General features: G+C 71.1%; 20 protein-coding genes. 5 read left to right on the top strand and 15 right to left on the bottom strand.

All coding sequences use genetic code 11. The annotated features are described in order from the left end of the window. Positions 1-5 precede the first annotated feature (5 nt). The 5 genes from ACWEPL_RS06095 to ACWEPL_RS06115 form a co-directional block, all read right to left on the bottom strand. Positions 6-428, bottom strand: coding sequence for a roadblock/LC7 domain-containing protein (locus tag ACWEPL_RS06095; RefSeq protein WP_185071483.1), 423 nt, complete (start codon positions 426-428; stop codon positions 6-8). A 21-nt stretch (positions 429-449) separates the two neighbouring features. Beyond that, positions 450-3,260, bottom strand: a complete 2,811-nt coding sequence (locus ACWEPL_RS06100) for a nitrate- and nitrite sensing domain-containing protein (RefSeq protein ID WP_452435358.1) — start codon at positions 3,258-3,260, stop codon at positions 450-452. A 163-nt stretch (positions 3,261-3,423) separates the two neighbouring features. Continuing rightward, positions 3,424-5,649 (bottom strand): [protein-PII] uridylyltransferase, encoded by a 2,226-nt coding sequence (locus ACWEPL_RS06105; protein WP_350730202.1) that lies wholly within the window; start codon positions 5,647-5,649, stop codon positions 3,424-3,426. Between the two features lie 97 nt (positions 5,650-5,746). After that, the gene (locus ACWEPL_RS06110; RefSeq protein WP_185071480.1) at positions 5,747-6,085 is read right to left on the bottom strand and encodes a P-II family nitrogen regulator; all 339 of its coding nucleotides are present in this window, start codon (positions 6,083-6,085) and stop codon (positions 5,747-5,749) included. Continuing rightward, on the bottom strand, positions 6,082-7,392 hold the full coding sequence (locus ACWEPL_RS06115) for an ammonium transporter (protein ID WP_363962868.1): 1,311 nt from the start codon (positions 7,390-7,392) through the stop codon (positions 6,082-6,084). Before ACWEPL_RS06115 ends, ACWEPL_RS06110 begins: the two co-directional genes overlap by 4 nt. 204 nt (positions 7,393-7,596) lie before the next feature. On the opposite strand from ACWEPL_RS06115, the gene ACWEPL_RS06120 reads away from it, so the two are divergent. Continuing rightward, positions 7,597-8,526: an ABC transporter substrate-binding protein gene (locus tag ACWEPL_RS06120; protein ID WP_452435359.1), complete on the top strand. Its 930-nt coding sequence runs from the start codon at positions 7,597-7,599 to the stop codon at positions 8,524-8,526. Here ACWEPL_RS06120 and ACWEPL_RS06125 read toward each other — a convergent pair. Both ACWEPL_RS06125 and ACWEPL_RS06130 read right to left on the bottom strand, forming a co-directional pair. Continuing rightward, positions 8,507-9,289 carry an MOSC domain-containing protein gene (locus ACWEPL_RS06125; RefSeq protein WP_452435360.1) on the bottom strand — a complete coding sequence of 261 codons (783 nt, stop codon included), beginning with the start codon at positions 9,287-9,289 and terminating at the stop codon, positions 8,507-8,509. The genes ACWEPL_RS06120 and ACWEPL_RS06125 overlap by 20 nt on opposite strands. A 9-nt stretch (positions 9,290-9,298) precedes the next feature. Further along, positions 9,299-10,102 (bottom strand): alpha/beta fold hydrolase, encoded by an 804-nt coding sequence (locus tag ACWEPL_RS06130; protein ID WP_452435361.1) that lies wholly within the window; start codon positions 10,100-10,102, stop codon positions 9,299-9,301. A gap of 82 nt (positions 10,103-10,184) precedes the next feature. On the opposite strand from ACWEPL_RS06130, the gene ACWEPL_RS06135 reads away from it, so the two are divergent. Further along, entirely contained in the window at positions 10,185-10,751 is a 567-nt protein-coding gene (locus tag ACWEPL_RS06135) for a TetR/AcrR family transcriptional regulator (RefSeq protein ID WP_350730190.1), read from the top strand. A 303-nt stretch (positions 10,752-11,054) separates the two neighbouring features. Here the strand turns inward: ACWEPL_RS06135 and ACWEPL_RS06140 are convergent, their stop codons facing one another. The 5 genes from ACWEPL_RS06140 to ACWEPL_RS06160 form a co-directional block, all read right to left on the bottom strand. Then, complete coding sequence (locus ACWEPL_RS06140; protein WP_192790669.1) at positions 11,055-11,996, bottom strand: sigma-70 family RNA polymerase sigma factor; 942 nt, start codon at positions 11,994-11,996, stop codon at positions 11,055-11,057. A 106-nt stretch (positions 11,997-12,102) separates the two neighbouring features. Continuing rightward, positions 12,103-13,248 (bottom strand): imidazolonepropionase, encoded by a 1,146-nt coding sequence (hutI, locus tag ACWEPL_RS06145; RefSeq protein ID WP_363962865.1) that lies wholly within the window; start codon positions 13,246-13,248, stop codon positions 12,103-12,105. Continuing rightward, positions 13,245-14,567, bottom strand: a complete 1,323-nt coding sequence (locus tag ACWEPL_RS06150; RefSeq protein ID WP_452435362.1) for a formimidoylglutamate deiminase — start codon at positions 14,565-14,567, stop codon at positions 13,245-13,247. The genes hutI and ACWEPL_RS06150 overlap by 4 nt, the downstream gene beginning before the upstream one ends. Beyond that, the gene (locus ACWEPL_RS06155; protein ID WP_452435363.1) at positions 14,558-15,727 is read right to left on the bottom strand and encodes an allantoate amidohydrolase; all 1,170 of its coding nucleotides are present in this window, start codon (positions 15,725-15,727) and stop codon (positions 14,558-14,560) included. Before ACWEPL_RS06155 ends, ACWEPL_RS06150 begins: the two co-directional genes overlap by 10 nt. Positions 15,728-15,753: 26 nt before the next feature. Next, the gene (locus ACWEPL_RS06160) at positions 15,754-16,440 is read right to left on the bottom strand and encodes an SDR family oxidoreductase (RefSeq protein ID WP_363962862.1); all 687 of its coding nucleotides are present in this window, start codon (positions 16,438-16,440) and stop codon (positions 15,754-15,756) included. A gap of 56 nt (positions 16,441-16,496) precedes the next feature. Here ACWEPL_RS06160 and ACWEPL_RS06165 point away from each other — a divergent pair, with 56 nt between their 5' ends. Genes ACWEPL_RS06165 through ACWEPL_RS06175 form a run of 3 tightly spaced genes read left to right on the top strand, consistent with a single transcriptional unit; the run spans position 16,497 to position 18,746 of the window. Next, complete coding sequence (locus tag ACWEPL_RS06165; protein WP_452435364.1) at positions 16,497-17,030, top strand: PadR family transcriptional regulator; 534 nt, start codon at positions 16,497-16,499, stop codon at positions 17,028-17,030. A 16-nt stretch (positions 17,031-17,046) separates the two neighbouring features. Further along, the gene (locus tag ACWEPL_RS06170) at positions 17,047-18,000 is read left to right on the top strand and encodes an ATP-binding cassette domain-containing protein (protein ID WP_452435365.1); all 954 of its coding nucleotides are present in this window, start codon (positions 17,047-17,049) and stop codon (positions 17,998-18,000) included. Beyond that, positions 17,997-18,746 (top strand): ABC transporter permease, encoded by a 750-nt coding sequence (locus tag ACWEPL_RS06175; protein WP_452435366.1) that lies wholly within the window; start codon positions 17,997-17,999, stop codon positions 18,744-18,746. The genes ACWEPL_RS06170 and ACWEPL_RS06175 overlap by 4 nt, the downstream gene beginning before the upstream one ends. Here the strand turns inward: ACWEPL_RS06175 and ACWEPL_RS06180 are convergent. From ACWEPL_RS06180 to ACWEPL_RS06190, 3 genes are all read right to left on the bottom strand, one after another. Continuing rightward, positions 18,726-19,562 (bottom strand): MurR/RpiR family transcriptional regulator, encoded by an 837-nt coding sequence (locus tag ACWEPL_RS06180; protein WP_363962859.1) that lies wholly within the window; start codon positions 19,560-19,562, stop codon positions 18,726-18,728. The two genes, ACWEPL_RS06175 and ACWEPL_RS06180, sit on opposite strands and share 21 nt — an antisense overlap. A gap of 83 nt (positions 19,563-19,645) precedes the next feature. Then, positions 19,646-21,295: a urocanate hydratase gene (hutU, locus tag ACWEPL_RS06185; RefSeq protein WP_452435367.1), complete on the bottom strand. Its 1,650-nt coding sequence runs from the start codon at positions 21,293-21,295 to the stop codon at positions 19,646-19,648. Between the two features lie 53 nt (positions 21,296-21,348). Next, positions 21,349-23,055 carry an ABC transporter ATP-binding protein gene (locus ACWEPL_RS06190; RefSeq protein ID WP_452435368.1) on the bottom strand — a complete coding sequence of 569 codons (1,707 nt, stop codon included), beginning with the start codon at positions 23,053-23,055 and terminating at the stop codon, positions 21,349-21,351. Between the last annotated feature and the right edge of the window lie 219 nt (positions 23,056-23,274).

A 23,274-nucleotide genomic window follows, 5' to 3' on the forward strand; every position in this document is an offset into this window, starting at 1 on the left:
TCACATCACCGGGTCCTGGCGGCCTGGAGTTCAGCCCGCAGGGCCGGCGTGAGCGCCTGCCCGGCCCTGTCCACCAACAGCGTCATCTGGTACGCCACCAGGCCCATGTCACAGTCCGGGCCCGCGAGCACCGTCAGCACGGAGCCGTCGCTGATGGCCATGACGATGAGCAGGCCGCGCTGCATCTCGACGACGGTCTGCGTCACAGAGCCGCCCTCGAACACCCTGGACGCTCCCACGGTCAGGCTCAGCAGGCCCGCGGAGACCGCGGCGAGCTGGTCGGCCCGGTCCGGCGGAAAGCCTTCGGAGGCGGCCAGGCACAGGCCATCGGCCGATACGACGACGGCATGCGCGACTCCGGGCGTGTTACGCACGAAGTCGGTGATCAGCCAGTCGAACCTGTTCGCCTCGTGGCTAAGGGTTGTCACGCATCCTCCCCGGCGGGACGCTCACTCACTCTGTTCCTCCTGTCCACGTACTTCCTGGCGGCCCCGTCGCACACCCTGCTGGTAGCTGGCCATCCGGCTGCGCATCCGATCCGCCGAAACGGGCGGCATCGGAGCCGGCCGCTGCGGCTGCTGCGGCTGCGCCTGCTGGTTCGCCGTACCGGGAACCAGATTGGCCTTGGGGGTGCGCTTCGGGAGCCCGGCGGCGGTCATGCCGCCGAGGCTGGGCTCGGCGGCAGCGGCCGCCGCGCGCCAACCGGCGTCGGCCGCCGTTCGCCACGCTTCCTCCCCAGAGGGTACGGCTTGCGAGGGCTTGTCCTCACCATCTCCGGTCACCTGCGGCGCCGCCTCCTCCGGCGGCCTGCGGAACCAGGCGGACTCCACCGCCGCGAAGATCGGCAGGAACTCCTCCTGCTCCGGCTCCATCGGCGACACCTCGACCGAGGGCGTCGGGTCGGGCCGGCGCACGTCGTTCGTGGCGTACGACTGGGGCGGCGGAGGCGTCTGGAACGCGCCATTTCCGGATGGGTAGGAGCCCGTGCTGGGGAGCGACGGGTAGACGTTGGAGTCGAACGAGGATGGCTGCCTGCGGTAGGAGCCGCCGTCGGTGTCGGCGGTGAATCCGTTCACGCCCGCCCTGCCGGGGTCCGAATGGTACGGCCCGCTGTCGAACGAGCGCGGTCCCGGCGGCGTGCTCTCGGAAGTCTGGAAACCGTGCCTGGGAGCGGGTCCGTTGGGACGCCGGCCACCGTCGAAGGAGTCGAAGCTGCCGAACGACTTGAACGTCCCGTTCTGCAGGGGCGGGCCGGCCGGGGTGGGCACCGTGCCGCCGCCGAACGCGGGCCGCTGCGGCAGCGGCTGCTGCTGCGTGCCGTCGACGATCAGCGTGGGCGGGAGCAGCACCATCGCGATCAGGCCGGCGCCCTCGCCCCGCCTGAGCTGGACCCGGATGCCGTGACGCAGCGCCAGGCGGCCGACCACGAACAGGCCCATGCGCCGGGAGACCGACACGTCCACGACGGGCGGCTCGGCCAGGCGGCGGTTGGCCTCGGCCAGCTCCTCCTCGGTCATGCTGATGCCGGTGTCGCTCACCGACAGCAGCGCGCCGCCGCCCTCGATGAGGCTGCTGGTGACGACGACCTGGGTGTTGCTCGGGGAGAACTGGATGGCGTTCTCGACCAGCTCGGCGACCAGGTGGACCAGGTCGTTCGCGGCGCTGCCGAGCACCGAGGTGGCCCGGTGCACCTTGACCTGGACGCGCTCGTAGCCCTCGACCTCCGACAGCGCGGCGCGTACGACGTCGACCAGCTTGGCCGGCTGGCTACGCCGGCGGGTGGCCTCGTGGCCGGCCAGGACGAGGAGGTTCTCGGAGTTGCGGCGCATGCGGGTGGCCAGGTGGTCGAGCTTGAACAGGTCGGCCAGCCTGGTGCCGTCCTGCTCGCCCTTCTCCAGGCCGTCGATCAGCGAGATCTGCCGCTCGACCAGCGTCTGGGTGCGGCGCGAGAGGTTGACGAACATCGAGCTGATGTTGCTGCGCAGATCGGCCTCCTCGCCCGCCAGCCGCACCGCCTGCTGGTGCACCTGGTCGAAGGCCCTGGCGACCTCGCCGATCTCGTCGTTTCCGTCGACCTCGATCGGCCGTACCTCGCCGACGGACGCGTCACCGCTGGCCCGCAGCCGGTGCACCACGTCGGGGAGCCGGAAGCCGGCCACCTCCAGCGCCTCGGTACGCAACCGGCGCAGCGGGGTGACCATGGAGCGGGCGATCGCCACGGTGAGCAGCAGGACCAGCAGCAGCAGCGCCAGGATCAGGATCCCCGCGACGATCGCGTTGCGGATCTCGGACTCGCGCAGCTCCTTGCTGCGCAGGCTCACCTGGCCGGCCAGCTCCTCCTCGATGCCGTGCAGCACGTCGACGGCCACGGAGTTCTCGTTGAACCACTGCTCGCGGCTGCCGTTGGCGGAGATCAGGTTGTCGCTGATCCGCACGCCCGGCGCCCGGCCGCTGGCCAGCGTGACCGCGCGCGCCTTGGTGAGCTGGACGTTGACGTACTCGGGCTGCGAGGTGAGCGCCTTGGACAGCTGGAGCCCGACCTCGACGCCGGCCTCCGCGCCGACCTGGGAGATGTCGCTCTGCTCGCGGGCGTTGGAGGCGATGAACTGCTCGACCTCCTTGGCGTCCACGCGCGCGCTGTCGTAGGAGGCCTGGAGCAGCTGGACGCGCTGCCGGGAGACCTCCTCCTTGGCCGCGGCGAGCGCGCTCAGCGCGCGGAACTGGCCGATGATCTGCGGGTCCTCGGACAGCAGGCTCAGCTCGTCGTGCAGCTTGAGCAGGGTGTCGGTGAGGAAGTCGTACCGGATGGTCTCGGTCTGGCCCTCGGCGCGGATCCTCGGCAGCCGGCCCAGGTCGTACTTCACCTGCTGGGCGGCCTTCACGATGCGGGGGCCGTACGAGTCGTCGATCGTGTCGAGGTCGGCGTTCACGGTCTTGACGAGCGTGTCCACCGCGGCCTTGCGCTGCGCGAGCGGCTGGGCGAGCTTCTTGCGCATGGCACGGTTGGCGCCGATCCAGCCGCCCGTGTCACGCTCCAGCCCGATCGCCTGCAGCAGGTCGCGGATATGGGCCGCCTGCTCCGCCCCGGTCGCCGTGCGGTCGTAGTCGCCGATGCTCTGCACCGATCCGACGACTCGCGCTCCCCCGAGCACGACGCCGGCCATGGTGGGCACCAGGATCAGGGCGGTGAGCCGCCACCGTACGCGCCAGTTTCTCAGGCCCAGGCGTGGCAGTGGCCGCTTTACGCGGTCCCGCTTCACGGCTGGGCCGCTGTCGGAGTTCCCCGTCACTGCTTCCGCTACCCCTCAATCGTCCCGTCCCCGACGGGCCTTCAAGCCGTCCACAAGGTATCCGCAGGTTCTGACTTACCGGGCATTTCGGACACAATCGTTACACATGTGACCGGTAGTCGTGTGCTGTTGGTTATCGCAGTGCGGCCAGGACTTGATCGCGGACTTGTGCCCTCTGCGCGGCATCGCTGAGGGGGCGACCGGCGCGATCCACGACATAGAAGACGTCCACCGCCTCCGCGCCGAGAGTCTCCACGCGAGCGGCCCTCACGTCAAGACCACACTCGCCGAACGCCCGCCCGATACGCCACAGAAGCCCCGGCCTGTCATGGGCCCTGACTTCCACCACGGTGGCGGTCGCGGAGGCGTCGTCGACCAGTGTCACCCGAGGTGGAGCCACAGGTACCCGGGGCGGCCGCATGGCCCTCGCACGGCGGGCCAGCCGCTGCTCGATGTCAAGACGGCCAGCAAGGACGAGACGGAGATCGGACTCCAGCGTCGCGGGGTCGGGCGGGGAGCCGTACTCGGGGATGACGGAGAACTCGATCACCGCGGTGGAGCCCGCGGAGGCGGACGAGGCGGAGCGCACGATGAGCCGGTGCGCGGACAGCACGCCGGCGGCGCTCCAGAGCAGTCCCACCCGGTCGGGGGCGACGACCGTGACGGCTCCGCCGTTGACGCGGACGGCACCGCCGCCGTGCCGGGCGAGCGCGGTCTGGTCGGCCGACAGGGTCGGCGGCTTGGGCGGCGGCGAGCCGGCCAGCACGGACCTGACCCGGCGCACGAGGTCGGCGACGAGCCCGGCCTTCCAGCTGTTCCAGGCGGCCGGCCCGGTCGCGTTGCCGTCGGCGACCGCGAGCGCGGCCAGCAGGTCGAGGACCTCACGGGTGCCGACGGTGGCGGCGACCTTCTCGATCGTGACGGGGTCGTCGAGGTCCCTGCGGGTGGCGGTCTCGGGCAGCAGCAGGTGGTGGCGTACGACGGTGGCGAGGGTGTCGACGTCCTGCGCGGGCAGGCCGATGCGGGTGGCGATGTCGCGGACCACGACCTCGCCGGTCGCCGAGTGGTCCCCCGGCCAGCCCTTGCCGACGTCGTGCAGGAGCGCGCCGATCAGCAGGAGGTCGGGACGGGAGACCTCGCGCGTGTGGCTGGCGGCGTTCGCGGCGGCCTCGATCAGGTGACGGTCGACCGTGAAGCGGTGGATCGGGTTGCGCTGGGGACGGTGGCGTACGCGTTCCCAGTCAGGAAGCAACTTGACAAGGATGCCCGCCTGGTCGAGCTCCTCCCACACGGGCACGGCGGCGCGGCCCGCGCCGAGGATCGACACCAGCGAGTCGCGTGCCTCCTCCGGCCACGGCACCGGCATGGGAGGCGACTGAGCTGCGAGCACGGACACCGTCGCGGGAGCGAGCGGCAGCCCGGAGTCGGCCGCCGCGGCGGCGGCGCGCAGCACCAGCACAGGGTCCTTGCGCGGGTCGATCCCCCTGGCGAGCACCACCTCGCCGCCGTGCTCGACCACGCCGTCCGCCAGCGGGCGGCGGCCTCGGGGAGCGGGGCCTGACACGAGCCTGTCAACGGTGCGCCAGGTGCCGTCGAAGGCGTGGGAGATGGTACGGCCCGCCTCGGCGAGCCTGCGCATGAGCGCCTCGGCGTCGAGCAGGCCGAGCACCCCCGCCACGGCGTCCTGCTCCTGCAGCACCAGCCGGTCGGTGCCGCGGGCGGTGACGACGTGCAGCGCGTGCCGCACGTCGAGGATGAACTCGTACGCCTCGCGCGCCCTGGGGCCGGGCGCCGAGGCGACCCAGGCGGCCGCCACCGCCTGCATGGCCTGGACGTCGCGGAGGCCGCCGCGCCCGTCCTTGAGGTCGGGTTCGAGCAGGAAGGCCAGCTCGCCGCTCACCTGCGCCCGCTTGTCGGCCGCGTCACGCAGCTCGCCGAGGCGGCGCCGGGAGTCGGCCCGCCACTCGGCCAGCACCGCTTCCCTGGCCTTCTTGGTCAGCTCGGCGTCGCCGGCCACGTGCCGGGCCTGGATGAGGCCGAGCACGGCCTTCAGGTCTTTCCTGGCGACGGTCACCGCTTCCTCGACCGTCCGCACGGAGTGGTCGAGGTTGACCGCGGAGTCCCAGACCGGATACCAGATCCGGTCGGCGATCCTGGCCACGTCGGCCCGGCCGTTGTGCAGCAGGACCAGGTCGAGGTCGCTGCCTGGTGCCAGTTCGCCCCTCCCGAGGCTCCCGACGGCGACCAGTGAGACGTGGTCGCCGTCGCTCGCCGTGCGGAAGAGATCCTTGAGCCAGCGGTCGGTGTCCGCGGTCCGCTCCTTGCGGGCCGCGGCGTACGAACGGGCCTCTCCCCTCAATGCTGTGCCCCCTTGCCGAGCCCTTTGCTGGGCTCAGCCCGGACGCCGTCGTCCGGGCGTCGCCGTGGATCCGTCGTTTCGGCCGAGCCCCGCCGGGTCACAGGGCCTCAGGACCCCGCTCTCCCGTGCGAACACGGACGACGGTGTCCACCGGGACGGACCAGACCTTGCCGTCGCCGATCTTGCCGGTGTGCGCCGCCTTGACGATGACGTCGATCACGTCCTCGGTGTCATCCTCTTCGGCGAGGACCTCCAGGCGGACCTTCGGCACCAGGTCGACCTGGTACTCGGCGCCGCGGTAGACCTCGGTGTGGCCGCGCTGGCGGCCGTAGCCGCTCGCCTCGCTGACCGTCATTCCCTTGATGCCGAACTGCTCCAGTGCGGCCTTCACGTCATCGAGCTTGAAGGGCTTGATGATCGCGGTGATGAGCCTCATGCGTCCACCTTCTTAGCTGCCGGGGCGGTGGGCCCGTTGGGGGAGGTCACGCCGGAGGCGTAGACCGTGCCGAGGTCGTACCCCGTCTCGGCGTGCGCGGTGACGTCGATGCCGGTGCGCTCGTCGTCGACGGCGATCCGGAAGCCCATCGTCTTGTCGATGATCTTCCCGAGAACCCAGGTGATGACGAAGGAGTAGCCGCCGACCGCGACCGGGCCGAGCACCTGCAGGCCCAGCTGGCCGAATCCGCCGCCGTAGAACAGGCCCTTGCTCTGCTGGTCGAGGAAGGGGTACGCGGCCAGGAAGCCGAGCGAGACGGCGCCGATGACGCCACCCACCAGGTGCACGCCGACCACGTCGAGGGAGTCGTCGAAGCCGAGCTTGTACTTCAGGCCGACGGCGTAGGCGCAGAGGACACCGGCGAGCAGGCCGATGAGCATCGCGGCCCACGGGTCCACGAAACCACAGGCGGGAGTGATGGCGACCAGGCCGGCGACCGCGCCGGAGGCGACGCCGAGGCTGGTGGCGTGCCCGTCGCGCATCTTCTCCACGACGAGCCAGGCGCCCGCGGCGACCGCGGTGGCGATCTGGGTGTTCATGAACGCCAGGCCGGCCGTGCCGTCGACGGCCAGCTCGGAGCCGGCGTTGAAGCCGAACCAGCCGAACCACAGCAGGCCCGCGCCGAGCAGCACGAACGGGAGGTTGTGCGGCCGCATCGGCTCCTTGCGCCAGCCGGTGCGCTTGCCGAGCACGAGACACAGGGCAAGGCCCGCGGCACCGGCGTTGATGTGGACGACCGTGCCGCCCGCGAAGTCCTCGATGCCCATCGTGTTGAGCCAGCCGGTGCCCCACACCCAGTGGGCGATCGGGAAGTAGACGATCGTCGCCCAGAGGATGGAGAAGAGGATCCACGCCCCGAACTTCGCCCGGTCCGCGATCGCGCCGCTGATCAGCGCGACGGTGATGATGGCGAAGGTCAGCTGGAAGGCGGAGAAGACCAGGCTCGGCATGCCGGTGCCGTCGTCCTTGGTGGCCGTGTCCACCAGGCTCTGCAGGCCGAGTGCGTCGAAGCCGCCGACCACGTTGTTGATCGCCGAGCTCGGGTTGTCGGTGAACGCCAGCGAGTGTCCGAACAGCACCCAGGCGATGGTGACCGTGATGATGGCGCCGAACGACATCATCATCATGTTCAGGACACTCTTGGCCCTGGTCATGCCCCCGTAGAAGAAAGCGAGACCCGGAGTCATCAGCAACACCAGCGCGGTGGCCGCGAGCATCCAGGCTGTGGTGCCGCTATCGATCTTCACGACGCGACCCTCCTTACATGTGACGTGTGGCCACAGCGTGTTCGTCCGGGGTTTCATGACTCGACCAGGCGTGTTTCACATTCGTGAATCTCGCCACACTGGTGTTTCGGACGCGTTTCGGTGTTCTCACTCCTCCCATTTCGGCTCAGCAATATCAGGCGTGAGATACTTAGGTTTGCCTAACCTTCGATCAAGGAATGCCGAATGCGTCTTCGCCTGGCCGTCGCCGCCATGCTCCCCGTCCTCGCCCTCGCCGCCTGCGGCACTTCCACGCCCTCGCAGGAGGCGGGACCGACCCGGACCGTCAAGCACGCCATGGGCGAGACGAAGGTGCCGATGACCCCCAAGCGGGTGGTGGTGCTCGACACGGACAAGCTCGACACGATGGTCTCGCTCGGCCTCGCGCCCGTCGGCGCGGCGCAGGCGTCCCAGAACCAGAAGTGGCCCGCCTACCTCGGCTCGGCCCTGTCTGCCACCAAGGCGGTCGGCACCACCCAGGCCCCCAGCATCGAGGCCATCATGGCGCTCAAGCCGGACCTCATCCTGGGCAGCAAGTTCCGGCAGGAGGCCTTCTACGACAAGCTCAGCAAGATCGCGCCGACCGTGTTCACCGAGAAGGTGGGCATCACCTGGAAGGACAACTTCCTGCTCGACGCCGAGGCGCTGGGCAAGAAGGACCAGGCCCAGCAGCTGCTGTCGGGTTATGAGACGCGGGCCAAGGAGGTGGGCGCGAAGTTCTCGAAGCTGAAGGTGAGCATCGTGCGGTTCATGCCCACCGAGATCCGCATGTACGGGCCCGAGTCCTTCAGCGGCATCGTGGTGGGCGACGCGGGCATCCAGCGGCCCGAGGCGCAGAAGCTGGCCGACCAGGCAGACAAGCGCTTCGGCAAGCTGAGCCAGGAGAACATCGCCCAGGCGGACGCCGACGCGATCTTCTACACCGCGTACGGGGAGGCGGCCGTCAAGTCGCAGACCACGGTGACCGGCGGGCCGCTGTGGAAGAACCTCGGCGCGGTCAAGTCGGACAACGCGCACAACGTGGACGACGAGATCTGGATGACCGGAATCGGCGTCACGGCGGCCGGCAAGATCCTGGACGACCTGGACAAGTACCTCACGCCGCTGGCGTCGTAGGCCGCGTCAGGCGTACCCGGTCGCCTTTCCTGACCCTCCCGGGCCGCACCACTCGCGCGTACACCCCAGCGCAGGGCTGCGGCCCCATGTCGAACACGGGCACCCGGTTGTGCCTGGCCACCGTGCGCAGCGCGTCGGCATCGCGCCCGAGGCTCCCGTGTTCGAGCGTCGGCACCGCGCAGCGCGGGCTGGCCACGATCACCGCCAGCACCACCTCGTCACCGATGCGCAGCTCGCGTCCCACCCAGTCGTTCTCCACGAACCCCTCCGCCTCCGTCCCGATCACCAGGTTGGGCCGGTAGCGGAGGGCCTCGACGGTGCCCCGCGGGCCGAGCGCGCCGATCCGCGCGATTGCGGAGGTCGTGATGAGGTGGATCGGGGCGAAGTCGAAGAACGTCCCGGCGGGCGAGGCGCCGCCGAGCGTGCCGACGGTGTGGGGGACCTCCGCCTCGATGCCCTCGGCCAGCACCCGTTCCGGCACCGAACGCTCGAACACGGCGCCCTCCGGAGGCACGTCGATCAGCCGCACCTCGCGTCCGAGCAGCGTCGACAGCTCCTCGTCGCCGGGGACCCCGGCTCCCTCGATCGTGAGCAGGCCGCGCCAGAGGCGGGGGTTCTTGGCGCTGGCGATCTTCCCGGTGGCGACGTCGAGCACCGCCCGCGTGCGGTCCCCGGCCAGCCCGCGCTCGGTGACCTCGCTCTCGGTCAGCTCTTCCCCCAGCATCGACTTGACGGGGTAGCGCCGCACGGCCTCCAGATACATGGGGCGATCTTACGGCTGCGCCCAGAACCGCCTCAGATGCGGCACCAGCTCATCCGCCCGATCGTCGGGGAAGAACAGCCGCCCGCCCTCGATCTCGACGATCTCCTTGACGCCGGGGATCGTGTCCCGCAGCCACCGTGCCCAGCTCACGTCGAAGAACGCGTCTCCCGTGCCCCAGACCAGGAGCGTCGGCACGGTCAGCACGGTGAGCTGCGGCTCGATGGCGATCATGTCCTTGGCGTCGATGGAGGTCAGCAGGCGCTCGAACGCACGGCCGCCATCGGGCTTGGCGAAGATCGGCCGCAGGTACGCCTCCACCAGCGCCGCCGGATCGTCGATCCGCTCGTAGCCTTCGCCGTACGCGGTCTGGGCCAGGAGCTCCGGCTGGTCCAGGACGAGCGCGGTGAGCGGGGCCAGCTCGCCCCTGGCGGCCAGGTCGACCGTCGGCTTGAACGCCTCGGGCGGGGTGTTGGTGTGGACGTCGCAGTTGGTGAGAGTGAGCGTACGCAGGCGCTCGCGGTGGCGTACGGCGAAGACCTGGGCCACGGCGCCGCCGGTGTCGTTGGCGACGAGATCCACCTCGGCGAGCCCGAGCCCTTCGCACAGCTCCTCGACGGCCTCGGCCAGCGCCGGGATGGACAGGTCGTCACGCGGGGCGCTGCCGCCGTGCAACGGCAGGTCGATGGCCACGCAGCGGCGCTCGTCGCGGAACGCGGCGATGACGTTGCGCCACAGGTACGAGCTGGTGCCGACGCCGTGCACGAACAGGCTGGCCGGCCCGTCCCCCACGTCGACGTAGCTGATGCCCTCCATGGGACCCTCCTCGGGAAGATTACAAACCGACTGTCGGTCTACGAAATTACCGACTGACGGTCGGTTTGTCTACAGTGGGTCCATGAACCTCAAGGCGGAACGCGGCGCGGCCACCCGCGACAGGGTCCTGGCGATCGCCACGCGGCTGTTCGCCGACCGGGGCTACGACGACACCTCCATCGAGGTGGTGCTGCAGGAGTCGGGGCTGAGCCGGGGGGCGCTGTACCACCACTACGCCGGCAAGGACGCCCTCTTCGAGGCGGTGCTGGAGGCCACGGAGTCGGCCATCGGCGGCAAGATCCTGGCAGCCGTCCGCGGCATCACCGACCCGGCGGCGGCTCTCCGCGCCGGCGTGCTGGCCTGGATCTCACTCGCCGGGGACCCGGTCATCCAGCGCATCGTCCTCATCGACGCGCCCGCGGTGATGGGCTGGGAACGGTGGCGGGCCATGGAGGAGCGCTACTCGTTCGGGATGCTGAAGGCGGCGCTGGGGGCCACGGGGGCGGTGCCGGCCGAGTTCCTGGACCTGCACGCGCACATGCTGCTGGCGGCCGTCAACGAGAGCGCCCTGATGGTGGCCCGCGGCGGCGACCACACCACCGCGGTGGCCGCCGTCGAAGAGTTCCTCCGCCGCATCCTCCAGCACTGAAGTCCAGCGCCTCGGCCAACGCGGGCCGTCCGCCGTCGAAGGCACCGGGCTCCACCGCACACCGACCTACCGACGCGGCGCAACAAAGCGCGGCGGCACCGCTCCGGCGCACCACGCACCAGGGTCGACGCCCGCGACGACAGTATCCCCGGCCAAGCGTCGTTACGACCGACGTGCCACACCACCACGCCCTCCCGCGCCCGCCATTCCCAGGCGCCGCGTCGGCGGGGCGTGGTACGGCGGGGGCCCGGCGCCCACCGCGGCGGGCAACCCGGGCAACCCGCGGGCCCCGGATGGGGCCGGTCAGGCGGCGGCGGTGGCCATTTTGCGGAGGCGGGCCAGGGCGTCGCGTTCGATGCGGCGGGCGCGGTCGCGGCCGATGCCGTAGCGCTCCCCCACCTCCGTGAGCGTGTGCTCGCGCCCGTCCACCAGCCCGTACCGCCACCGCAGCATCTCGCTGGTGTCGCCCTCTAGCCCCGTCAGCCACTGGTCCAGCCGCTCGCGCTCCAGGATGTCGATGGCCTGCTGCTCGGGATCGGCCCACGTCTCGTCGGCGATCATGTCGCCGAGCTCCGTCTCGTCCTCGTCGCCCACCCCGAGCTGGAGCGAGACCGGGTCGGAGGCCCAGCGCCGCAGCTCGCGTACGCGCTCGATCGGCAGGTCGAGGATCTCGGCGAGATCGTCGTCCGTGGGCTCGGCGTCGAACTCGGCCAGCATGTCGCGGCGGACCCGCATCAGCCGCGTCATCTGCTCCCCCGCGTGCGTGGGCAGGCGCACCGGGCGGGCCTGCTCGTGGATGGCACGCCCCACCGACTGCCGGATCCACCACGTCGCGTACGTGGAGAACTTGTACCCCCGCCGGTAGTCGAACTTCTCCACCGCCCTGACCAGCCCCAGGTTACCCTCCTGCACCAGGTCGATCAGGGGCATCCCCCGCCCCGAGTATTTCCGGGCCACCGCCACCACCAGGCGCAGGTTGGCCTGGATGAACTCGTCCTTCGCCCGCTGGCCGGAGATGGCCAGGCGCTCCAGCTCCTCGTCGGCCGCGTCCCCGATGCGCGGCTCCGAGCCCCCACTGTCGAGCAGCTGCTCGGCGAAGAGACCCGCCTCGATCCGCTTGGCGAGCTCAACCTCTTCCTCCGCCGTGAGCAGCGGGACCCGGCCGATTTCGGCCAGATATGTCCCCAGCAGATCGCGCTCAGCGATGTGCTGCTCCTGCGTGCGACTCCCCGTAGGCCTTGCCATCCCCTGGCACCTCGTTCCGCAGCTGCGTTCTATATCCGGCCAACGTGCGGCCAGACGCAAAGATTCCCTAAAGCAGTACGTCGCTGGGATGGTTCTGGATGTCCTCCTAAAGGAGGAGACCGCCGCGAAACACCTGGTGAACGAGGGGGACGCCGGGCCGGTAGGCAAGGTGTACATAGGAGGGGGCATCGAGCACGACGAGGTCCGCACGGGCCCCGGGCCGTAGCCAGCCTACGTCCGTACGGCGCAGCGCGCGCGCCCCGCCGTACGTCGCCGCCCTGATCGCCTCCAGCGGCGTCATCCGCATCTCGCGTACGGCCAGCGCCACGCAGAACGCCATCGACGACGTGAACGACGACCCCGGGTTGCAGTCGGTCGCCAGCGCCACGGTCGCCCCCGCGTCGATCAGCCGCCGGGCGTCCGGGTACGGCGACCGCGTCGAGAACTCCGCCCCCGGCAGCAGCGTCGCCACCGTGTCCGACGACGCCAGAGCGTCCACGTCGGCCGGCGTCAGATGGGTGCAGTGGTCGGCCGAGGCGGCGCCCAGCTCGCAGGCGATGCGCACGCCGGGCCCCTCCCCGAGCTGGTTGGCGTGCACCCGCACCCCCAGCCCCGCCTTGAGCCCGGCGCCCAGGATCTCGCGGGTCTGGTCGCCGTCGAAGGCCCCGCGCTCGCAGAACACGTCGACCCACCTGGCGTGCGGGGCGCACGCGTCGAGCATCTCCCCGGCGACCAGCCGCACGTAGGAGTCGGCGTCCATGCCGGCGGGCACGACGTGCGCCCCCAGGAACGTGGTCTCGCCGGTCAGCCCGGCGGCGATCTCCAGCGAGCGCCGCTCGTCCTCGACGGTCAGGCCGTACCCGCTCTTGATCTCGACGGTCGTGGTGCCCTGGGCCAGCATCTCGTCCACCAGCGCACGCGCGTGGGCGGCCAGCTCGGCGTCGCCGGCCTGCCGGGTGGCGGCGACCGTGGTCCTGATGCCGCCCCCGGTGTACGGCTCGCCGGACATGCGGGCCTGGAACTCGGCCGTCCGGTCACCGGCGAAGATCAGGTGGGCGTGGCTGTCCACGAAGCCGGGGATGACGGCGCGGCCCTCGACGTCCACCCGCTCGTCGGCGTCGGGGGCCTCCGCGGCGGGCCCGGCCCAGGCGACCAGGCCGTCCGCCACGACCAGCGCCGCGTCGGGGATCTCCTCGCGCTCGGGGTCGCCGGTGTACAGCGAGCCGATCCCGTCGATCAGCGTCGTGCTCATCTCACCCTCCGTATCGCCTCTGCCAGCAGGGATCCGACGTCGCCGAGCCGGTGCCGCCCGTCCGTGACGACGCGGCGGCCGCCGGAGACCACCGAGTGCACGTCCGCCGCCGTGGCCGCGAACACCACGGCCTCCGGCCCGCCCGCGCCCGCGGTCCGTACGGAGTCGAGCCGTACCGACACCAGGTCGGCCCACGCGCCGGGCACCAGCAGCCCCGCGTCGGGGAAGCCGAGGGAGGCGTGGCCGTTGACGGTCGCGGCGGCGAGCAGGTCGGCTGCGCTCCAGTTGCCGCGCTTGCCGCTGCGCAGCCGCTCGTCCAGCTCGACCCCGCGCGCCTCCTCGAACAGGTCGATCACGGCGTGGCTGTCGGAGCCGAGCGTGATCTGCGCGCCCCGGTCGGCCGCCGCCCTGGCCGGGCCGATGCCGTCGGCGAGGTCGCGTTCGGTGGTGGGGCACATGCAGATGTGCGTGCCGGACTGGGCGATCAGCTCGATGTCCACGTCGGTCAGGTGGGTGGCGTGCACGGCGGTCGAACGCGGGCCCAGGGCGCCCCGCTCGTGCAGCACCTGGACCGGCGTCGCCGCGTACATCTCCACGCAGGCGGCGTTCTCGGCCGGCTGCTCGGACACGTGCATGTGCAGGGGGCCCGCGTGCCGGTGGGAGAACTCGGCCACGACCGGCATCTGCTCCGGCGGCACCGCGCGCACGGAGTGGATGGCCGCGCCGATCTCCACGTCGGGCTGCCCCTCGTAGGCCGCCGCCAGGTCGTCGGCCCTGACCGCCCAGCGCTCGGCGTCGCCGTCGGTGAAGCGCAGCTGCGCGCCGGTGAGCGGGGCGCCGATGCCGCCGGTCAGGTAGCAGGTGTCGAGCAGCGCGATGCGCAGGCCCGCCTCGCGGGCCGCGCGGACCAGCGCATGGCCCATCTCGTTGGCGTCGTCGTACGGGCGGCCGTCCGGCCCGTGGTGCAGGTAGTGGAACTCGCCCACGCAGGTCACCCCGGCCAGCGCCATCTCGGCGTAGACGGCCCTGGCCAGCTGGAGGTAGGAGTCGGGCTCCAGAGCCGCCGCGACCTCGTACATCCGCTCGCGCCAGGTCCAGAAGTCGCCCTTGCCCTCCTGGGCGGTGCCGCGCAGCGCGCGGTGGAAGGCGTGGGAGTGGGCGTTGGCCAGGCCGGGAACGGTGATCCCCGGCAGGCGCTCGGCCGTGCCGGGCGGGCCCTGGCCGACGCTCGCGATCCGTTCGCCCTCGACCTCGATGAGCACGCTCTCCGCGACTCCGCCGGGGAGCCAGGCCTGTTCGCACCAGTAGGTCAGCGGCACAGGTCCTCCAGCACGTCCGCGAGTGCGACGACTCCCGCCTCGCAGTCTGCCCGCTCGGCGTGCTCGTCGGGGGAATGGGACACGCCGGTGGGGTTCCTGACGAACAACATCGCGCTCGGGACGCCCGCCGAGGCCAGGATCCCCGCGTCGTGACCCGCCCCCGTCGGCAGGACGGGCACGGGCGTGTCGCCTCCCGCGACCCTGGCCAGGCGGTCCCTGAGCGGCACGTCGAAGTCGACGACCGGCGTCCACGACTCCTCCCGCACCGTGGCCCCCGCCTCCTCGGTCAGCTCGGCGACGAGGGCGCGCACGGCGGCCTCGTCCGCCCCGCGGGCGTCGAGCCAGGCGGAGACCAGGCCGGGGATGGCGTTCGCGTTGCCCGGCGAGACGCGTATCTTGCCGACCGTGGCCACCACGTCGCGGCGCGCCGCGGCCGCGCGGGCGGCCAGCACCATGCGGGCGAACGGCAGCATCGGGTCGTCCCGGTCGGCCAGCCGGGTGGTGCCCGCGTGGTCGGCCCGGCCGTGGAAGTCGAAGCGCCAGCGTCCGTGCGGCCAGATCGCCGCGGCCACGCCCACCGGCCGCCCCTCGTGGACGAGCGCCTGCCCCTGCTCGACGTGGAGCTCCACGAACGTGCCGACCGTCGCGAGCGTCTCGTCGTCCCGCCCCAGCTCGTACGGCGCCCGCCCGGCCTTCGTCATGACGTCGGCCAGCGTGTCGCCGGAGTCGTCCGTGAGCGCGAGGGCCCGCTCGGGCGCCAGCACGCCCGTGAGCAGCCTCGACCCCATGCACGGCACCCCGAACCTGGCGCCCTCCTCGTCGGTGAAGCAGGCCACGCCGACCGGCTTGGACGGTGTGGTCCCGCGCTCCCTCAGGAGGTCCAGGGCGGCGAAGGCCGACACGACCCCGAGCGGACCGTCGTACGCGCCGCCCTGCCGTACGGAGTCGAGGTGGCTCCCGGTCACCACGCCGGGGCGGCCGGAAGGGTCGCCCCACCATGCCCAGAGGTTGCCGTTGCGGTCTTCGCGCAGGTCCAGCCCCCGTCTCCCGGCCTCGCCCGCGAACCACTCGCGTAGCTCCATGTCAGCGGCCGACCAGGCGTCCCTGACGTAGCCCCCGGTCGCCGGATCCCGTCCTATGTGCGCGAGTGGTTCAAGCATGGCCCCACTGTAGTGAATGGATCCATTCAGTTGACAGGCCCTCCCCTGGGACGGAGGGTCAGCTCGGTGAGGTGGGCGTCGGGGCCCGCGGTGACGGCGGCCAGCACGGCCCGCGCCACGCTCTGCGGCGTCAGGTACTTCTCGGGCTCGAACTCGCCGCCCTCGTAGCTACGCAGCTCGCGCTGCATGTCGGTGGCCGTCCGGCCCGGGTAGACGGTCGTCACCCTCAGCCGCGGCTCCTCCAGCCGCAGCGCGTCGGCGAACGCCTTCAGCGCGAACTTGCTGGCCGCGTAGGCGCCCCACTCGGGGTTGGCCCGCTGCCCCGAACCCGAGTTGACGCAGACCACGTGTCCCCCGGCCCCGCGCAGGGCGGGCAGCAGCAGCCGGGTCAGCTCGGCGACCGCGACGACGTTCACCTCCAGCGTCTCGCGCCACGCGGCGGCGGTCAGGTCGGCGATCCGGCCCATCCGGTTGATCCCGGCGGAGTGCACGAGCACGTCGAGCCGTTCGATCCCGGCGACGTCCGCCTCCGTGACCGCCGTCAGCTCCGCCGGCCAGACCCGCGCGTCGGGCAGCCCGGCCGCCACGGCGGCCAGCGACTCCTCGTCGCGGCCGTTGAGTATCACGTGGTGCGTGGGGCCCAGCGCCTCGGCCACGGCCGCGCCGATCCCGCGCGAAGCGCCTGTGACCAGCGCAGTCGGTCGTTCGTTCATGGAGATCAGTTTATTGATGTTGACGGATGCTCAAATTTGAATACAAACTTGTACCCATGTCTGCTTCGACGCGCATCCTCATCCTCGGCGCTCTGCTCGACGGCCCCATGAACGGCTACGGGGTCCGGCGGCGGCTGGAGGTGATGGGCGCCGACCAATGGGCGAACGTCGCCTTCGGGTCGATCTACCACGGGCTGAGCAAGATGGCCGACGAAGGACTCCTGGCCGTCGTCGAGGCGGGCAAGGGCGGCAAGGTCGTCTACGAGCTGACCGCGCACGGCCGCGAAGAGTTCCACCGGATGCTGCTGACCGCCTGGCACGAGATCAAGCCCATCGTCGACCCGTTCCAGGTGGCGCTGACGTTCATGGATCGGCTGGAAAAGCAGGAGATTCTGCAGGCGCTGTATGCGAGGATGCAGCAGCTCAGAATGAGCGTCGAGATCCTTGGACATGCCGTCGGCGCCAAGCAGCGCTACGGCGCTCCCCAGCACATCGACGAGAACCTCCGCCTCAACAGAGCCATGGTCCAGGCCCAGCTCGACTGGGTCGAGATGGCCATCGAACGGGTTGAGGCCGACGAATTGCCCTAAGGAGCTGAACCCCCCAATGATCATTCAGGCGCAGGGCCTGCGAAAGACGTTCACCACCAGGAGCAGGAAGGGCACGCAGACCGTCGAGGCCGTCCGCGGGGTGGACCTCGAGGTCGCGCAAGGCGAGATCTTCGGCGTGCTCGGCCCCAACGGGGCCGGCAAGACCACCACGATCAGGATGCTCTCCACGCTGATCGCCCCCGACGCGGGCACGGCCACCGTCGCGGGCCACGACCTGCTCAAGGAGCCGAGCGCCGTCCGGCGCAAGCTCGGGTACGTGAGCCAGGCCGGGGGTGTCGAGGACACCACGAGCGCCAGGGCCCAGATCATGATGGCCGCCAAGATCCACGCCATGGCCGACCCGAAGCAGGCCACCGCGGAGGTGCTGGAGCGCTTCGACCTGACCGAGATGGCCGACCGCCCCGGCCGTACCCTGTCGGGCGGGCAGAAGCGGCGCGTGGCCATCGCGATCGGGCTGGTGCACAACCCGCCGCTGCTCTTCCTCGACGAGCCCACCACCGGCCTCGACCCGCAGAACCGCGCCAACCTCTGGGACCGCATCAGGCAGCTGCGCGAGGCCGGAACGAGCGTGCTGCTCAGCACCCACTACCTCGACGAGGCCGACGCGCTGTGCGACCGCCTCATGATCGTCGACCACGGCCTGGTCGTGGCCGAGGGCACCCCCGGGGATCTCAAGCGGGAGGTCTCCGGCGACGTGATCACGCTCAGGGTGGACGACCCGGAGCGGGCCGCGGACACGCTCAAGCCGTACGCCCGCGAGACCCGCGTCGACGAGGACCTGCTGCGCGTCTACGTCGACGACGGCGAGCACACGCTGCCCGCGCTGCTGCGGGCCCTTGAGGAGCAGGGGCTGGGGCTGAGCTCGATCGCGCTCGACCGCTCCACGCTCGACGACGTCTTCCTGGCCAAGACCGGCCGTTCCCTCCGCGACACCGGAGCCGCCTCATGATCCGCCACACCGTCCTGTTCACCGGCTACGAGCTGAAGAAGTCGTTCAGCAACCCGATCTGGCCGCTGTTCGGCATCATGCAGCCGGTGCTGTACCTGCTCATGTTCGCGCCGCTGCTGAAGTCGCTGACGCCGGGCGGCTCGACGGTGGACGCGCTGCGCATGTTCACGCCGGCGTCGATGATGATGATCGCGGTCTTCGGGGCGCTGTTCTCGGGGTTCGGGCTGATCGCCGACCTGCGCAACGGCTCGCTCGAACGGTACGCCGTCAGCCCCGCCTGGCGCCCGGCCATCGTCCTCGGGCGGGTGGCCAAGGACATGGTCGTGCTGGTGTGCCAGGCGATCCTCGTGCTCGTCGTGGCCATCGCGATGGGCGTGCGCATCGGGGCCGTCGAACTGCTGCTGGTGCTGCTGCTCATGGCCGCCACCGGGCTGTTCGCCTCGGGGCTGTCCCAGGGGCTGGCGCTGACCGTACGCGACGAGAACGGCATGTCGCAGACGCTCAACCTCTTCATGCTGCCGATCATGCTGCTGGCCGGGCTGTTCATCCCGATCTCGTTCGCGCCCGGCTGGATGCAGACGCTCGCCCCGATCAACCCGCTCTACCACGCGGTCGAGGCGGGGCGGGCGCTGTTCGCCGGGCGGTTGTCGGACCCGTCGATCCCGATCGCGTTCGCGGTGTTCATCGTGCTGGCACTGCTCACCACGATCTGGTCGATGCGCTCGCTACGCAGGATCGCCGGGTAGGAACGTACCGGTCTCGTCGGTCATCCGCTCGTACTCCTCGAGCCTGGCCTGGGTGCGTAGCGGCGCCGCGTCGGCCATGGCCTCGACCAGGGCCATGGCCAGGGCGAGCGGCGCCGCGTGCGAGTCGAACACGAGCCGGTCGCCGACGGGGGCGTCCAGCACGACCTCTGCCGGAAAATCCGACTTATCCGTTATGGCCGCCACCCGCAGCCCCATCTTCTCCGCGTACTCCAGCGCCTGCACGGCCTCCGCCGGATACCTCGGCAGGACCACGGCCACCACCCACTCCGCGCCCGCCCTGCGGGCCGCGTGCAGCCCGTCGACCAGCTCCGACCCGCCGTGCGTGAGCAGCCGCACGTCGGGATGGATGCGGCGGGCGTAGTAGGCGAAGGTGGTGGCCAGCCCGCAGGAGACCCGCAGCCCCACGACGGGCAGCGGCTCGGTGGCGGCCAGCTGCTCGCCGAGCTCCTTGAGCGGGAAGGCCGGCAGCCGCTCCCTGACGATCGCGAGGTTGCGGATCTCACACTCGATGGCCCCGCGCAGCAGGCTCTCCTGCGGCTCCGCCACCGTCGCGCCGCCCAGCACGAGCGGGCGCAGAGCCTGCCGCAGCTCGGGGTATCCGGCGAATCCCAGCACCATCGCGAACCGGGTCACGGACGGCTGGCTCACCCCGGCCCGCTCGGCCAGCTCCACGCTGGACAGGAAGATCGCCTCATCGAGATGCTCGGTGAGGTAATGCGCGATCCTCCGCTGCACGGGCGACAGCCTCCGGCCATCCAGCAGCACGCTCAGCCCACCGTGATATCCGTCCGCCACGCCACCTCCAACGCTTCCCACCCCGCATTCTCATCCCACCACCCTCACGACCCCCACCAGATGGGTGGCGGAAGCGCGGTGGGTCAGGATTCGCGCATCGGGATGCGGACGCCGCGGGCGGCGGCCACGTCGGCGGCCTCCTCATAGCCCGCGTCCACGTGCCGCATGACCCCCGTCCCAGGGTCGTTGGTCAGCACGCGGTTGAGCTTCTCCCCCGCCAGCGCGGTCCCGTCGGCCACCGTCACCTGGCCGGCGTGGATGGACCGCCCGATCCCGACCCCGCCCCCGTGGTGGATGGACACCCAGGCGGCCCCCGAGGCCGTGTTGAGCATGGCGTTCAGCAGGGGCCAGTCAGCGATCGCGTCCGACCCGTCCGCCATGGCCTCCGTCTCGCGATACGGCGAGGCCACGGAGCCGCTGTCGAGGTGGTCGCGCCCGATCACGATGGGCGCCTGCAGCTCGCCCGAGGCCACCATGTCGTTGAAGCGCTCCCCCGCGACGTTCCGCTCGCCGTACCCGAGCCAGCAGATCCGCGCGGGCAGCCCCTGGAAGTGGACCTTCTCCCCGGCCTTCCTGATCCACCGGGCGAGTCCCTCGTTCTCCGGGAAGAGCTCCAGGATGGCCCGGTCGGTCGCGGCGATGTCGGCGGGGTCCCCGCTCAGGGCGGCCCACCGGAACGGGCCCTTGCCCTCGCAGAACAGCGGCCTGATGTACGCGGGCACGAACCCCGGGAAGTCGAAGGCCCGCCCGTAGCCGGCCAGCTGCGCCTCGCCCCTGATGGAGTTGCCGTAGTCGAACACCTCCGCCCCGGCGTCCTTGAACCCGACCATCGCCTCCACGTGTCGCGCCATCGAGGTCCGGGCCCGCTCGGTGAAGCCGGCCGGGTCCTTGTCCCGCTCCGAGGCCATGTCCTCGAAGGCGATCCCCAGAGGCAGGTACATCAGGGGGTCGTGCGCCGAGGTCTGGTCGGTGACGATGTCGATCTCGGCCCCGCGGGCGAGCAGGTCGGGCACGGCCTCCGCGGCGTTCGCGACGACCCCGATGGACAGGGGACGGCGCTCGTCGCGCGCCGCGTACGCCAGCCGCAGCGCCTCGTCCAGCGACGACGCCTCCACGTCGAGGTAGCGGTGCTCGATCCGCCGGGTGACCGAGCGCGGGTCGCAGTCGAGGCAGATCGCCACCCCGCCGTTCATGGTGACGGCCAAGGGCTGGGCTCCGCCCATCCCTCCGAGCCCGGCCGTCAGCGTGATCGTCCCGGCGAGCGACCCGCCGAAGCGCTTGGCCGCCACGGCCGCGAACGTCTCGTACGTCCCCTGCAGGATGCCCTGCGTGCCGATGTAGATCCACGACCCGGCGGTCATCTGCCCGTACATGGTGAGCCCGGCCGCCTCCAGCCGCCGGAACTCCTCCCAGTTGGCCCAGTCGGGCACGAGGTTGGAGTTGGCGATGAGCACCCGGGGCGCCCACTCGTGGGTGCGGAACACGCCCACCGGGCGCCCCGACTGGACCAGGAGGGTCTCGTCGCCCTCGAGCGTCGTCAGCGTCCTGACCATCGCGTCGAACGACGCCCAGTCACGCGCGGCCTTGCCCGAGCCGCCGTAGACGACCAGCTGCTCGGGGTGCTCGGCGACCTCCGGGTCCAGGTTGTTCTGGAACATGCGGAGCGCCGCCTCCTGCGGCCACCCCTTGGCGGTGATCGTCGTGCCTCGCGGCGCGCGCACGCTGCGGCTCATCGTGACCCTCCTGAATGAAAACATTCACATATGTCACCCGCAGAGTACATGGATTAGCTGACGAGGAACTGGGTGGCCGCCAGCTCCCGGTAGAGCTCGTCCTCCCCGACCAGCGAGTCGTGCGTCCCGATCGCCCGTACGCCACCCCCTTCCATGACCACGATCCGGTCCGCGTTCGTCACGGTGGACAGCCGGTGGGCGATCACCAGCACGGTCGTCTCCGTGGCCACCTCGGCGATGACCTCGCGCAGCCGCAGCTCGTTGACCGCGTCGAGCTGGGAGGTGGCCTCGTCGAGCAGCAGCAGCCGGGGCCTGCGCAGCAGCGCCCTGGCGATGGCGACGCGCTGGCGCTCGCCGCCCGACAGCAGCACGCCGCGGTGCCCGACCGGCGTCTCCAGCCCTTCGGGCAGCCTGTCCACCAGGTCGTCGAGCCTGGTGCGGGCGACGGCCCGGCGCAGCTCGTCCTCGGTGGCGTCCTGGGCGGCGAAGAGCAGGTTCTCCCGGAGGGTGCCGGCCAGCACGGGGGCGTCCTGCTCGACGTACCCGAGGGCGGCCCGCAGCTCGCCCAGCGGCCAGTCGCGGATGTCGCGCCCACCGATGGCGATGAGCCCCTTCTGGTGGTCGTAGAAGCGCTCGATCAGCGCGAACACCGTCGACTTGCCCGCGCCCGACGGCCCCACCAGCGCGGTCAGCCCGCCGGGCGGCACCTCGAAGGTGACCCCGTCGTGCACGGTCGGCCGGTCGTCGCCGTACTTGAAGACCACGTCCCGGAACGTCACCCCGACCGGTTCGGAGGCCCCCGCGACGGCGGCGCCGACCGGCTCCGCGGGCAGGTCCTCGATCTCCTTGATCCGCTTCATCGCGGCCAGCCCCTGCTGGAGCTGGACGCCGCCCTGGACGAGCTGCCCGATCGGCGGCACCAGGTAGAACAGGTACAGCAGGAACGCGATCAGCGACGACACCTCCAGCGTCCCCGACGCGACCCGGGCCCCGCCGACGGCCAGCACCGCGAGGAACGCGATCTGCACCGCCATCCACGTCGCCACTCCCGCGAGCGACGTCCACCCGGCGACCTGCAGCCCCCGGTCGCGGGCGCGTACCGCCGCGTCGCCCACCACCGCGATCTCCCGCTCCTCCGCGCCGCTGGCCTTGACGGTCCGGTACGCCTGCAGCGCCCGGTCCAGCACGGCCCCCATCTCGCCCACGGCCTCCTGGGCATGGGTCTGCGCCCGCTGGATCCTCGGCATGATCAGCGCGACGAGCCCGCCGATCACCACCACCACGAGCAGCGTGACCAGCAGCAGCACGCCGTCCATGGTCGCCATCATGATGATCGCCCCGACCAGCATGAACGTGGCGCTGACGGACTCGACGATCCCGTTGGTCAGCACGGCCCGCAGCAAGGTCGTGTCACCCGTCACCCGCGACAGCAGGTCGCCGGGCTTGAGCCGGTCCACGTCGGCGACCTTGAGCCTCAGCATCCGGTCGACGAGCTTGCGCCGGGCACCGAGCACGATGCCCTCGCCCGTGCGCTCCATCAGATAGCTTCCGGCGGCCGACACGACCGCGCCGATCAGCACCGCCGCGGTCAGCCCCAGCAACGGCCCGGCCATCGAGCCGGTCTCGCCGAACGCGTCCACGACGTATTTGGCCAGCAACGGCATGGCGAGACCCGCCGCCGAGCCGATCAAGCCCAGTAATCCGCCCAGGATCAGGATCTTCCGGTGCGGGCGGACGTGGGAGAGCAACTCCTTGACCACCACATCTCCTTCCACGACATGTCTCGACTTGCTCTAACGAACGGGACCGCGCGATCCGCACCACTTCGACAGGGTCAACCTAGATTGACGACTTAAGTATGTCAACTTTCGTTGACCCTCATTCTTGAGGAGGAGACGACATCCGGAAGCGTCCGGCGGACGAATAGGGCGTCGAGGAACCCGGCCGGAACCTCGCAGTAAACGATCAGCCCTTCCGAA

The organism is Nonomuraea sp. NPDC004186, from assembly GCF_053603495.1.

Excerpts from the sequence above, each read along its gene's own strand:
- ACWEPL_RS06170 (WP_452435365.1), top strand. The coding sequence starts at position 17,047 with ATGATCATTCAGGCGCAGGGCCTGCGAAAGACGTTCACCACCAGGAGC.
- ACWEPL_RS06110 (WP_185071480.1), bottom strand. The coding sequence starts at position 6,085 with ATGAGGCTCATCACCGCGATCATCAAGCCCTTCAAGCTCGATGACGTG.
- ACWEPL_RS06140 (WP_192790669.1), bottom strand. The coding sequence starts at position 11,996 with ATGGCAAGGCCTACGGGGAGTCGCACGCAGGAGCAGCACATCGCTGAG.
- ACWEPL_RS06130 (WP_452435361.1), bottom strand. The coding sequence starts at position 10,102 with ATGGAGGGCATCAGCTACGTCGACGTGGGGGACGGGCCGGCCAGCCTG.
- ACWEPL_RS06160 (WP_363962862.1), bottom strand. The coding sequence starts at position 16,440 with ATGAACGAACGACCGACTGCGCTGGTCACAGGCGCTTCGCGCGGGATC.
- ACWEPL_RS06155 (WP_452435363.1), bottom strand. The coding sequence starts at position 15,727 with ATGCTTGAACCACTCGCGCACATAGGACGGGATCCGGCGACCGGGGGC.
- hutI (WP_363962865.1), bottom strand. The coding sequence starts at position 13,248 with ATGAGCACGACGCTGATCGACGGGATCGGCTCGCTGTACACCGGCGAC.
- ACWEPL_RS06125 (WP_452435360.1), bottom strand. The coding sequence starts at position 9,289 with ATGTATCTGGAGGCCGTGCGGCGCTACCCCGTCAAGTCGATGCTGGGG.
- ACWEPL_RS06165 (WP_452435364.1), top strand. The coding sequence starts at position 16,497 with ATGTCTGCTTCGACGCGCATCCTCATCCTCGGCGCTCTGCTCGACGGC.
- ACWEPL_RS06175 (WP_452435366.1), top strand. The coding sequence starts at position 17,997 with ATGATCCGCCACACCGTCCTGTTCACCGGCTACGAGCTGAAGAAGTCG.
- ACWEPL_RS06135 (WP_350730190.1), top strand. The coding sequence starts at position 10,185 with ATGAACCTCAAGGCGGAACGCGGCGCGGCCACCCGCGACAGGGTCCTG.
- hutU (WP_452435367.1), bottom strand. The coding sequence starts at position 21,295 with ATGAGCCGCAGCGTGCGCGCGCCGCGAGGCACGACGATCACCGCCAAG.
- ACWEPL_RS06120 (WP_452435359.1), top strand. The coding sequence starts at position 7,597 with ATGCGTCTTCGCCTGGCCGTCGCCGCCATGCTCCCCGTCCTCGCCCTC.